Source organism: Micromonospora sp. NPDC050397, assembly GCF_044901685.1.
In the GTDB taxonomy this organism is placed as follows: Bacteria; Actinomycetota; Actinomycetes; order Mycobacteriales; family Micromonosporaceae; genus Micromonospora_G.
On sequence record NZ_JBJDPS010000003.1, the window covers coordinates 972,671 to 984,987 of the forward strand.

Consider the following 12,317-nt stretch of genomic DNA (forward strand, 5'->3'; position numbering starts at 1 on the left):
ACCATCCGGCGGCTGCGGCAAATCGGCAAGGATTCTTGCCGCAATGGCAAACAAGGCCGAGCCAGCAGGCGCCGAGCCAGCAGCGCCGAGCCAGCAGGCCGAGTCAGGGAGGAGGGTCAGCGGGCGGAGTCAGCGGGTGAGGCGCCGCGCCCGGGTCGCCAGATCCAGTCCGGGCGGTGGTAGAGCGGCGAGAACCCGGCACGAACCAGGTTGTTGTACGAGGTGACCGACTTCTCCTCGGTCGGCCGTACGGTCGCGGCGGTGAGCCAGCGGCAGCCGGCCTCGGCGGCGACCCTCGCCCTGGCCGCGATCAGGGCCGACTGGGCGCCCCGGCCACGGTGACTCGGCTTGGTGATCCCGGTGATGAACGACGCGCCCTCACCGTGCAGGAAGAGATTGCCCACCGCGACGAGTTCCTCGTCGTCCCAGGCGGCAAACGACCGGAAATGAGGATTGCCCACCACGGCGGCGAACATCGGGGCCAGCTTCTTGCCGTTGGGGCCGAGTTCACTGGCGATCAGCGCCGTCCACTCCCCCAACTCCTCCCGGGAGATCAGGTCGACCCGCAGGTAGGACCCGCCGGGCGTGAAGTCCTCGATGTCGCAGACGAGTCTCACCAGCCCGTCGCCAACCGTCAGCCCGTACGCGGAGCAGATGTCGTCCCAGTCCGGCGGAAGGAGTTCCGGGGCGATCTGGATCAGCGCCTGGGGGCTGCCGTGCCGGCGGTGGAAGTCGATGGTGTCACCGATCAGGTCCCCGGTGACCGGCTCGGTGACGCCCAGACCGATCGATCTGCTCCAGCCTCCACCACTCAAGCTGTCGGTCATGGAGCAGAGCACGCCGCCGCCGAACCGGGCGACCGTGACGCCGAGGGACGACCCGATGTCGTCGGGCAGACCGGCTCCGAACCGGAACACGAGTTCGGCTTCGGTGAGTTCCACGAACGCGCTCATCTGACGTAAGGACATGTATAGATTTCCGCAGGTGTCGGGTGGCTCGATCAAGCGTTGACGGCGGCGTTTTCCGGTTGCCAGACCCAGCTCCGACGATCGTAGAGCGGGGTGAGGCCGGAGCGGATCATGTTGTTCAGTGAGGGGTTCGACGTACCCTCGGCTGGTTTGCCGGTTTCGCTGACCAGCCAGCGGCAGCCTGCGGCTGCGGCGGCTTCCGCCCTGGCGGCCACCAGCGCGGTCTGGAGGCCACGCCGACGGTGGCTCTCCCGGGTGGCACCGGAGTTCAGCGACGCGACCTCGCCGTTCAGGTAGAGGTTGGCCCCGGCGACCATCTCGTCACCGTCCCAGGCCGCGAAGGCCAGGAACTCCCCGCTGCGCACCCCGGCGGCAAAAATCGAGTCGAAGTGCTCGGGCATGCCGAAAATGTCGAAGAGCAGTTTCGCCCACTGCTCGGCATCCTCGACCCCGACCGGTCCGACCCGCAGGTCCGTACCGCCCGGCTTGAAGTCCTCGATCCGGCAGGCGAGCTTCACCAGTTGCTCGGCCGGCGTCAGCCCGTACGCGGAGCAGATGTCGTCCCAGTCCGCCGGCAGGACCTCGGGTGCGATCTGGAGCCGCGCCGAGGGGCTGCCCTGCTCCCGGTGAAAGTCGATCACCTCGCCGATCAGCTTCTCCGTCACCGGCTCGGTGAATCCGAGGCCGAGGGTCTTGTTCCAGTAACCACCACTGGGGTCGCTCCGCGTGACCAGCGAGACGCCGCCGCCGATCCGGCCGCCGGTCATGCCGCGTGCCGCCCGACCGCGCTCGGACATGAGCGTCACGCACTTGAGGTTGAGCTCGGCCTCGGTGAGCTCGGCGATCCTGGTCAAATCAGCTTGCAGCAAGGGGCATCCCAAGGGGTGTACGCAGAGTTGCGGGGGCTATTGGCGATACGGCGCAATACAACCCGGCACCCTCGGTCACGGGTAGAGCCGCGGGGCAAATGTGAGCTGAATCGCCGGCACACCGGTCAGGGCGTCGCAACGAGCAGGAGTCCGGCGAGCGAGGTGGTCGCGAGCACCACGGTTCCCACCGCACCGGTGGCCAGCGCCCGCCCGCTGCCCCTGGTGACCGTACGCAGGTCGACCGAGGTGCCCACGGCGAACATGGCGGCGGCCAGCAGCACGCCGGCCAGGGCCGAGACCGAGCTGACCACCTGGTGCGGCAGTACTCCGGTGGAGCGCACCGCCATCGCCACGAGGAAGCCGACGACAAACCAGGGGAGCACGGGCGGCCGGGAGGAGGATCGCCCGCGCCCGTCGGGGCGACCAGCACCGGGACCGGCGGTGGCGGTGCTGGCGCCAGTGGCGCCGACGGGTCGACGGATGGCGGCGCGGCGGACGGTGGCGACGAGGGCGACCAGGGGCGCGAGCAGCGCGACCCGGCAGAGTTTCACCACCACGGCGGTGGCGAGCGCGGCGGCGCCGATCGCGCCGCCGACCGCCACGACCTGGCCGACCTCGTGGATGCTGGCGCCGGCCCAGAGGCCGACCATGGTGTCGTCCAGCCCGAACAGCAGCCCCAGGGCCGGGATGAGCAGCATGCAGAGCGTGCCGAGGACCGTCACCACGCCGATCGCGGTGACCACGTCCTCCTCCTCGCCGTCGGCCACCTCGTTCATGCCGATCACGGCGGAGGCGCCACAGATCGAGACCCCGGTGGCGACCAGGAGTGAGGTGGCCGGGCGCAGGCCGAGGCGGCTACCGGCCCACCGGGTGGTGAGCCAGGCCGCCGTCACGCTGACCACGACCACCGCGATCGGCCCGATGCCGAGGTCGACGATGTCGGAGGCGACGAGTTGCAGGCCGAGCAGGACGATGCCGGCCCGCAGCAGGCCCCGGGCGGCGAAGGCCAGGCCGGGCCGCATCCACTCGCGGTAACCACCAAGGCTTCGTACGGCGATGCCGAGCACGATCGCCACGATCATCGGGCTTACCGGGGTGGCTAGTTGGTTCACGCCGTACCCGGCCATCGCCACGGCGGCGGCGAGCGCCAGACCGGGCAGGATGGCGGCCGGCCCCGGCCGGAGTGGTGCTGGCTTCCGGCTGACTCGTACCCCTTCGACGACCGCCACCCTGTCGCCCCCCGTTCTCGCGCCCACGGTCTCGGCGCTGCCCTTCCAGGCTGCGCGTACGCAGGTCAGGGCAGTAGTCCTCGATCGCTGTCAACCCCATAGCCTGGAGCTATGGGCGACCTCCCGGATCTCGAGTCACTCCGGCTGCTGGTCGATGTCGCCGAGTTGGGCAGCATCGGTCAGGCGGCGCGGGCGGCCGGGATCGCCCAGCCGTCGGCGACCAAGCGGCTCGCGGCGCTGGAACGCTGGGCCGGGGTGCCACTCCTGCTCCGGACCCACCGGGGCTCACCGCTGACCGACGACGGCAGGGTGGTGGTCGGCTGGGCGATCCGGCTGCTCGGGGCGGCGGACGAGTTCCAGCACAGCCTGGTGGCGCTCCGTGAGGCGCGGGCCGCCCAGTTGCGGGTCGCGGCGAGCATGACCGTCGCCGAGGCGTTGCTTCCCCGGTGGCTGCACCACCTGCGGGTGACGTACCCGGACATCAGGGTCGGGCTGACGGTGATCAACTCGACCGAGGTGGCCCGGCTGGTCCTCGCCGACGAGGGAATCGACCTCGGTTTTGTCGAGGGCCCGACGGTGCCGGAGGGGCTCGACACCCTCGTTGTCGGGCACGACCAGCTCATCGTGGTGGTGGCGCCGGGGCACCCGTGGGCCAGGCGACGCCAGCCGCTGGAGCCGAGCGAGCTGGCCGGCACCCGGCTGGTCGTACGTGAGGTCGGCTCCGGCACCCGGGAAACCCTGGAACGGGCGCTGGCGGACCTCGACCCGCTCCCGCCCGAACTGGCCCTCGGCTCGAACGCGGCGGTCAAGGGCGCGGCGATGGCCGGGACCGCGCCGGCGGTGCTCAGCCGGTACGCGGTGGAGATGGAACTCTCCGCGAAACTGCTGGTCGCGATCCCGGTACGGGACCTGACGCTCAGCCGTACGTTGCGCGCGGTCTGGCCGCGCGGACGGCGACTGACCGGCTCGGCCACCGCTCTGCTCCAGGCGATCGCCCAGGCCAACCGGACCGACTGAACCATGAACTGGCCGGCTGAACCGCGAACCGGGCCGACCGGACCGTGCGTCTGGCCGGCGCAACCATAAGCCGGGCTTTGGTCCGGCCAAGAAGTTGGCTCCTGGTTGGCGCCGTCCCCGGTTCGCACACTGGGACTGGCGGTCCGAGTCGTCGTACCTCGGGCCCGTTGGAGGTACGGGGACATGTCAGCGAACCAACTGGACGACCTGGTCGCGAGCGTACGCGCAGCGGCCAGCCGGGTCTGTCCGCCCGAGCGGACGGCCGAACTGGTCGCCGCCGCCCTGCGGGCCAACCTGCCCAGCCGGGAGATTCTCACCCCGGAGCAGTTGGCCGGCGACCCGGACAGCTACGTGCAGCACGTGTTGCACGTCGAGCCGGACGGCCTCTTCTCGATCGTGGCCCTGGTCTGGCGACCGGGACAGGTCACCCCGATCCACGACCACCTCTGCTGGTGCGTGGTCGGCGTGGTCGACGGCGTCGAGTCCGAGGTCCGGTACGAGATCACCGACCGTGACGGGGACGTCTTCCTCGCCCAGGCGGAGGTGACCGAGAACCCGACCGGCAGCGTCTGCGGCATCGCCCCACCCGGGGACATCCACGAGGTACGCAACGCCGGCACCGCCACCGCCATCTCGATCCACATCTACGGCGCCGACATCTCCCGCGTCGGCACCAGCATCCGCCGCCGCTACCAACTCCCCGTCCTTGTCGCCTGACCCCGGCAACGGGGTTACGGCAGTCACAGAGGGTAGTTTCACCTGGCGGGAGATGGATAAGCGGTGGTTATGCTTCGGACGTGATTGACCTGCGGCAGCTTGAGATGTTCCGTCAGGTGGTGGAGAGTGGCTCGTTCTCCGCCGCCGCGCGGGCGATGCACTGCACCCAGCCGGCGGTCAGCCAGCAGATCAAGGCACTGGAGCGGACCGTCGGCGGCCCGCTCTTCGCGCGGGTGGGGCGTACGCTGCGGCTCACCGAGGCGGGGACCACGCTGGCCCGGCACGCCGCCGAGATCCTGGACAGCATGGCCGTGGCACAACAGCAGGTCAAGGCCGTCGCGACACTCGAAACCGGCACGGTACGGGTGTGCGCCTTCCCGAGCGCCAACGCCACCCTGGTGCCGTACGCGGCTGCCGCGCTCAAGGAGCGTTACCCACAGGTACGGCTGGAGTTGTTGGAGGCCGAGCCACCCGAGTCGTACCAGGTGCTCAGGCGAGCAGAGTGTGACGTGGTGGTCGCCTTCACGTACGAGTCGGATCCGCCGCGACCGGCCGAGGCGGGCATGGCGGAGGCCGGCATGCTCGAAGTGCCGCTGCTGGTCGACTCGCTGGTGCTGCTGGTGCCGACCGGGCACCCGCTTGCCGAGCGGCACTCCGTCCAGCTCTCCGACCTGGCGGAGGAGACCTGGATCGCCGGCTGTCCCCGGTGTCGGAGCAGTTTTGTCCACGCCTGTGCCGGCAGCGGGTTCGCCCCCAGCATCGCCTGTGCCACCGACGACAACCTGGCGTTGCAGGGCCTGGTCGCGGCGGGACTCGGCGTCGCGCTGCTGCCGAGTCTGGTGCTCGCCTTCCTCCAGCACCCGGACGTGGTGGCGGTACGGGTCGAGCCGGTGCTACGCCGCACGGTGTCCGCGTACACCTGGCCTGACCTGGCCCGGACCAGCGCGATCACGGCGATGCTGGAGGCGCTTCGCTCCGCCGCCGACTCGATCGGCCCGACCGCCTTCGCCACCTCCGCCCAGTCGTCCTAGCGGGTGGAGGTCAGGGTCAGCGGGCGAGGGTGGGGCCGTCCAGCACGTTGGTTCCCTTACCGGCGAGACAGCGGAACGTACGCTCGCCCGGAGCCAGTTCGTCACCGGTCGGCGGCAGGATCTGGAACTGCCACCCGCCCGTGGTGCGCAACTGCGTGGTGACCCGGAAGGTGTTGTCGTTGCAGACGCCCTGCACCGCCAGGTCCTTCCAGATCGCCTGGTGGTCGGCGGCGTCGACGGTGGCCGGCAGGTCACCCGTGGCGTACGCCTCCCAGGTGTGCCGCCCCGCGCAGGGGACCCGGCTCGCGCCCGCCTGGGTGCCCTCGATCCGCATCGGGCCGAAGCACTCCAGTTCGTCGGTGCAGCGGACACCTCGGGGCAGCACCAGCCGGCACCCGGGCAGCGCCCCACCGGCCGACGCCACCCCGCTGCTGGAACCGTCCGGCGGCAGCGGCGCTCCGGTGGCGGAGGCGCTGATCTCGGGTGACGCCGTACGGTCGGCGCGGGCCGCGTACCAGGATCCGGTGGCGGTGCCGCCCATCAGCACCAGGACACCGAGACCGCCGAAGAACCAGCGCAGCCGCCGACGACGGGGGTTGGTGCGTACCGTCGGGTGGTCGTCGTCGTAGCGAGCGGTGACCGGCGGGCGGGGCTGGGCTGGGCCGTGCGGGGCGGAGTGACCGCCCGGCCAGGCCGAGCCGGCGGTCGGCGGTCCCGGTGCGGCGGGGTCCGGGTCATGACGGCCGGCAGCGCGCTGCCCGGGAACGGAGGACTGTCCGGGCACGGGAGGCTGACCGGGCACCGACGGCTGGCCGGGGTAGGTCGGCTGACCGGGAACGGGCGGGCCGGGAACGGGCGGGCCGGGAACGGGCGGCTGGCCAGGGTAGGTCGGGTGCCCTGGCCAGCTCGGGTGCCCGGGGGCGGTCGGGTATTCGGGCGGGCTCGGGTAGGCGCCCGGCGGCCCGGAGATGGGCACGCCCGAGGTCGGGATGACCGGCGCGGGTGAGCCGGTGAACGGCGGTCCACCGGAGACCGGCGATCCGGGGAACGGGGTCCCCGAGGTCGGGGCGCCGGAGACCGGCGCACCGGAGATGGGGGCCACCGGGCCGAGTGGCAGCGCGGCGAGCAGGTCGCGCAACTGCGCGGCGGTGGGCCGGGCATCCGGGTCGTTGGCCATGCCGAAGCGGAGCACCTCGACCAGCTCCGGCGGCACCCCGGGCAGGTCGGGGATCGGCTCGCTGAAGAGTTCCATCAGCGTGACCAGGCTCGGGTTGCGGTCGGCCCGCCAGCGTGGCGGCTTGCCCTGCATCACCGCGTAGAGGGTGGCCGAGAGCGCGTAGACGTCGACCGCGGGCGAGGGCGGACTGTGCCGGAACATCTCCGGCGGCGCGTACGCCGGGGTCAGCACCTCCAGGGTGACCTGGGTGTCGCGGACCTCGGCGAGGACCGCGAGCCCGAAGTCGGCGAGCACCGCCGGGTTGAAGTGCGAGTGCAGGATGTTGGCCGGCTTGACGTCGCGGTGCAGCACCCCCATGGCGTGCGAGTGCGCCAGCGCGTCGGCGATCTTCATCCCCAGGTCGCGGGCCTCGGCGGGGCCGAGTGGCGAGGTACGCATCCGCTCGGCGTACGAGCCGTCGCAGAGCTCCATGATCAGGTACGGGTGCTGGTCCTCGGTCACCCCCGCGTCGAAGAGGTCGACGACGTGCGGGTGGGAGGACATCCGGCCGGCGGCACGCGCCTCGCGGAGGAATCGGCGCTGGTCCCGCTCGCTGCCGAGAGTCCGGTTCTCCACCTTGACGGCGACCTCGCGGCCGACCGACCCCTGCGTCGCCCGGTAGACGGTGGCGTAACCACCTCGGGCAAATACGTGCAAATCCGTCAGACCGGGCACCACTGGCTTCGGTAGCGCGCCTGGCGGGTTGTCCGTCACAGTAACGAAAATACCGAAGAGGTCGGACGCGTCATCGGCCCGCATCGGTCGGCGACCGGACAGCACCGGTCGCCGGGGAGGTCGGAGCCGTGGCAGCGCTGCGGCTGTCGAGCCAGAGCCCGACCCCGGTGGCCACCGCACCCACCCCTTCCCAGAGCGCCACCCCGAAGAATTTCCCGGGCGCGGAGCCGGTCAGCACCAGGGTGGTGAACACGCTGAAGGTGACCAACCGGAAGACCACCGTGAAACGGAAGAACGTTCGCCATTCGGTGTACGTGGCAACGAGGTAGTAGACACCCATGTTCACCGCCGCCATGCACGACGCGGCCACGTACGTGCGGGTGTAGTCCCCGCTCGCCCGGTCGGCCGCCGCGATCACCTCGAAGCCCAGCATTCGCAGCAGCGCCTCGGGGTGGATCAGTCCGACCAGACCGAGCACGAGCGCGAGCACCCCGAAGACGGCGATCGTCCAACCTGCGGCGGAACGCGGCAGCCTCATCCGTCTCCTCCAGACAGTCCCCGTCGACGCGGTCACCCGACGACCACCCGGCGCGGCACCCCGAGCGGCACGCCGGTCATCGCGAGTTCGGGCGGGTCCGCTGTGGACCGTGGAAGATCTACGCTAGCGGTTGCGCGGAGGAGCCGGACTCAGCCAGACCGGCAGAATCAGCCAAGCCGGCGGATTCCGCCAGACCGGCGGCGCGGGCCAGCCCCGCGATGTCCGTCAGATTCATGGCCGGGGGACCGACAAGGGGCAGATGCGGTGCCAGTCGGGCGCAGAGCCCGTCCGCACCGGCCCGCTCGCTCGCCTGCTGGGTCGAGTACGCCAACCGCACCGCCTCGGCTGCCGCGTTGCCCGCCTCGGCGTACTCGCCGACGGCGGCCAGGGTCTCGGCCAGCGTCTCGGCCGCGAGCACCGCGCTGCGTACGTCCTCGGCCGGGGCGGCACAGGCCCGCCGGGCCCAGTCCAGCGCCTGCACCGGCTGACCCTCGGCGAGCAGCGCGGACGCGTACCGGGCCAGGGTCTGCTGGCGGGAGAAGAGCAGCGACGGGGTGTTCGCGGTGGTCGCCAGCGGCGCCAGCAACCCGACCGCCGTACTCGGGTCACCGGCGGTCAGCCGGGCGGTCGCCAGCAGCACCCTCGGACCGACCTGCGCCGGGGCCAACGGGTTGTGCGGCTCCACGGCGGCCAGCACCGCGCGGGCGTCCCGCTCGGCCGTCTCCACGTCGCCCCGCTCCAGCGCCACGAACCCGCGCAGCGTGCCGGCGAGTCCGGTCAGCAGCGGGTGCGCCGTCCGCTCGCCGTACGCGAGGGCGTCGGTGAGCAGGTCGGCCGCGTGCTCCGGCTCGCCCAGCCCGCGAGCCACCACCCCGCGTACGACCAGCGCGAAGCCCCGTCCCCAGTCGTCGGACACGGCGTCGAAATCCCGGTACGCGCGCCGGGCCGCCCGGTCGGACTCGGTCAGCTCGCCCAACTCGGCGGCGGCGAACGCCTCGACCGCGCGCAGGGTGCCGACCGCCCACGCCTCGCCCACCCGTTCGCCGAACGGCAGGAAGACCCGGGCCAGCCGGCGCGCCTCGGTCAGCCGACCGGCGAGCAGCCGGGCGAACGCGGTGGTGCCGCGCAGCCACGCCTGCCCGACCGGGTCGTGCGTCTCGGCGAAGAGCCGCGCCGCCCGGCCGAGCACCGCGTCGGTGCCGGCGAAGTCACCCCGGGTGGTGGTCACCCAGGCCAGGTTCTGCAACGACCACGCCTGCCCGCGCCGGTCGTCGGCGGCGAGGTTGACCTGGTACGCCCCGGCGAACCGGCTGCTCGCCTGGCTCAGCCGACCGCCGAAGAAGTCGGACATGCCGAGCCGGCGCATCGCCGAGGCACGCGGCGCCGGCAGGTCGGCGTCGGTCGCAACCCGGAGCGCCTCCTGCCACGAGTCGACCGCCCGGCGATGGTCACCGATCGCCTGGTACGCCTGCCCGGCGACAAGCAGCGCACCGGCTCGCCGGGCGGCGTCGTCACCGGCGTTGGCGCCGATCTTCTCGGCGAAGGCGAGCGCGTCGGCCGGTCGGCCGATCTGCAACAGGGCACGGGCGTGCACCAACTGCTCCGGGCCGGACACCTCGTCACCGGCGAGGGCGGCGGAGCGTTCGGCGTACTCGACCGCGAGGCTCGGCTCACCGGCGGCGATCGCCCTGCGGGCCGAGCGGTTCAGCGCACGTACGCCCAGCGGCGCGACCGTACGGGCAACCGAGTCGGTCCGGAGGCCGACCGCGTCGGCCAGGGCGGCGGCCCGCTCGACGTGTTCGGCGACAAAGGCGTCCCGCAGCTCGTCCGGCAACCCGGACCGGTCGTCCCCGCCGGTGTTGGCCAGCGTGACAACCGTGTCCGGCGGACCGGCGACCCGGAGCAGCCCGTCGGCCGGGGGCGGCGGCTCGGCGGGCGAGGCCCACCGGGCCAGCGCCGCGTGCCGTTCGGCGAGGTCGGCCTTGCCGATGCCGGCGTACGCTGCCTCGCGCATCAGCGGGGTGGCGAAGGTGTAACCGTCCCGGGTCCGGTGCAGCATCCGCCGCTGGAGCAACTCCTCGACCGCCCGGTCCAACTCGACGCCGTCCACGCTGGCCGGACCACCGTCCCGTCCGGCCCGACGGCCGCGCAGCGCCTCGAGTGCGCCCGCCGGCACGGTGTCACCGACCACGGCGGCGTCCCGCAGCACCGACCGGGCGTCGGCCGGCAGCGCGTCGATCCGGGCGGCGAGCACCGCGGCCAGGTCACGGGAGAGCAGCCGGCTGCCCAACGATCCGGGCGCCAGCCGCCAGGCGGTGCCGGCGCCGGTCACGGCGGTGCCGCCGACCGGTCCGGCCTCCGGGTTGCCCACGACGGTCAACGCTCCCCGCTCGATCAGCAGGGTGACGAGTTCGGCCAGGTAGAACGGGTTTCCCTGGGCGGTGGCGAGCAGCCGGTCGGCGTCCGCCTGCGGCAGCCGGCCACCGCCGAGGTACGTGGTGAGCAGGCGGGCCGCGTCGGCACCGCGCAGCGGCGGCAGCGGGTAGACCTCCGCGTCCGCGACCCCGGTCAGCGCCCCCGCCGTACGGACCAGTTCGGGGCGACCGAGCAGCAGCACCAGCACCGGTCCGGTCAGCCGGGACAGCATTCCGCCGAGGGCCTCGACCGTCTCCGGGGTGGCGTCGTGCAGGTCGTCGACGACGACCACCATCGGTGTCTCGGCGGCGAGCGCGCTGAGCAGGTCGGCGACCGCGGCCGGCACCGCGTTGGCGTCGGGCGCGGGACCGCTGGGCGCCCACTCGGCACCGACCGGTACGCCGGGAGCCGGCGCCAGGTCGGCGTAACCGAGCAGGGCGAGCAGGAGGTCGGCGGCGATCGGCGGCTGGTCCGGCCGGAACCGGGCGAGCCGCTGACCGAGCCGGCGCAGCCGTTCCTCGACCACCGGTCGGCTGACCGCCGCGCTGCCGCCACTGGGCAGGCCGACCGCCGCCCGGACCAGATCGGCCAGCGGGGCGAGCCGACGACGTTCGCCGAACGCCGCGCAGCGTACGGAGAGCACCCGTGCCCCGGTGTGTGCGGCGAACCGGCCGGGCCCGACGTCGTACCCGGCGGCCAGCCGCTCGACCTCGGCGGCGAAGCGGGACTTGCCCACGCCGGCCTCGGCGGTCATCAGCAGCACCCGGGGGTCGGACTGGTCGACCACCTCGGCGAGCCGGCCGGCTACCCGCCCGATCTCGGTCTCCCGACCGACGAAGGGTGCCTCGTCGCCGAGCCCGGACCGGGTGCCGGGGGCGTCCAGCAGACCGAGCAGTTCGTACGCCTCGACCGGCTCGCGCTTGCCCTTGAGCCGCAGCGGTCGCAACTGCCGCCACGACGAGACGTGGCGGGTGGCCGCAGCGGTCCCGGCGCCGGCATAGACGGCGCCGATGGCGGACGCGTCCGCAAGCCGGGCGGCGGTGTTCACGGTGTCGCCGATGACGGTGTACTCGATCGCCGCCTGGATGCCGGCGACAACGTCCCCGGTGTTCAGGCCGACCCGCAGACCGAGTGGGGCGCCACCGCCGCGCTCGTCGTCGAGCACCCGGCGGACCGCCCGCTGCATGGAGAGCGCGGCCCGGACCGCCCGCTCGGCGTCGTCCTCGTGCGCGACCGGGGCGCCGAAGACGGCCATGATGCCGTCACCGGTGAGCTTGTCGACGTGTCCGCCGAAGGTCTTGACCGCCCCGGCGAGTGCCGCCAGGACCCGGTCGGTGACCGCACCGACCCGTTCCGGGTCGAGGTCCTCGGACCAGGAGGTGAAATCGGACAGGTCGCCGAAGAGGACGGTAACCACCCGGCGCTCGGCTGCCGGTAGGGTCGCGGCGGCCGGCAGCGCGGCGCCACAGTTGTGGCAGAACCGCGCGCCGGGCACGGCGACGGTTCCACACACCGGGCAGGTCACGGGAGGTCCAACCCACCGGCCCCCGGCCCGGATTCCCGCTCCCGCCCGACCGCCCCGGATTTCTGTCTTCCGTCAACCAGATCCTGACCACCGTCGGCCTGGTTCCGGCCCTGGTCA

8 protein-coding genes and 1 pseudogene are annotated in these 12,317 nt (G+C 72.7%); 3 read left to right on the forward strand and 6 right to left on the reverse strand.

Annotation, left to right across the window (positions count from 1 at the left end; all coding sequences use genetic code 11):
- Nucleotides 1-116: 116 nt before the first annotated feature.
- From ACI2K4_RS15390 to ACI2K4_RS15400, 3 genes are all read right to left on the reverse strand, one after another.
- The gene (locus tag ACI2K4_RS15390) at nt 117-953 is read right to left on the reverse strand and encodes a GNAT family N-acetyltransferase (protein ID WP_404511628.1); all 837 of its coding nucleotides are present in this window, start codon (nt 951-953) and stop codon (nt 117-119) included.
- Between the two features lie 47 nt (nt 954-1,000).
- Nucleotides 1,001-1,837 carry a GNAT family N-acetyltransferase gene (locus tag ACI2K4_RS15395; RefSeq protein WP_404511629.1) on the reverse strand — a complete coding sequence of 279 codons (837 nt, stop codon included), beginning with the start codon at nt 1,835-1,837 and terminating at the stop codon, nt 1,001-1,003.
- A gap of 125 nt (nt 1,838-1,962) precedes the next feature.
- Nucleotides 1,963-3,066, reverse strand: a complete 1,104-nt coding sequence (locus tag ACI2K4_RS15400; RefSeq protein ID WP_404511631.1) for a YeiH family protein — start codon at nt 3,064-3,066, stop codon at nt 1,963-1,965.
- Between the two features lie 111 nt (nt 3,067-3,177).
- On the opposite strand from ACI2K4_RS15400, the gene ACI2K4_RS15405 reads away from it, so the two are divergent.
- From ACI2K4_RS15405 to ACI2K4_RS15415, 3 genes are all read left to right on the forward strand, one after another.
- A complete protein-coding gene (locus ACI2K4_RS15405; RefSeq protein WP_404511633.1) occupies nt 3,178-4,083 on the forward strand; it encodes a LysR substrate-binding domain-containing protein in 906 nt (301 codons plus the stop codon).
- A 183-nt stretch (nt 4,084-4,266) separates the two neighbouring features.
- The gene (locus ACI2K4_RS15410) at nt 4,267-4,800 is read left to right on the forward strand and encodes a hypothetical protein (RefSeq protein ID WP_404511635.1); all 534 of its coding nucleotides are present in this window, start codon (nt 4,267-4,269) and stop codon (nt 4,798-4,800) included.
- 80 nt (nt 4,801-4,880) lie between these two features.
- A complete protein-coding gene (locus tag ACI2K4_RS15415) occupies nt 4,881-5,831 on the forward strand; it encodes a LysR substrate-binding domain-containing protein (RefSeq protein ID WP_404511637.1) in 951 nt (316 codons plus the stop codon).
- Between the two features lie 16 nt (nt 5,832-5,847).
- On the opposite strand, the gene ACI2K4_RS15420 is transcribed toward ACI2K4_RS15415, so the two are convergent.
- The 3 genes and pseudogenes from ACI2K4_RS15420 to ACI2K4_RS15430 all read right to left on the reverse strand — a co-directional run.
- The gene (locus ACI2K4_RS15420; RefSeq protein ID WP_404511639.1) at nt 5,848-7,761 is read right to left on the reverse strand and encodes a protein kinase; all 1,914 of its coding nucleotides are present in this window, start codon (nt 7,759-7,761) and stop codon (nt 5,848-5,850) included.
- Nucleotides 7,762-7,792: 31 nt separating this feature from the next.
- Entirely contained in the window at nt 7,793-8,260 is a 468-nt protein-coding gene (locus ACI2K4_RS15425) for a hypothetical protein (protein ID WP_404511641.1), read from the reverse strand.
- 265 nt (nt 8,261-8,525) lie between these two features.
- Nucleotides 8,526-12,200 (reverse strand): annotated as a pseudogene (locus ACI2K4_RS15430) (adenylate/guanylate cyclase domain-containing protein); the annotation flags it as partial.
- Between the last annotated feature and the right edge of the window lie 117 nt (nt 12,201-12,317).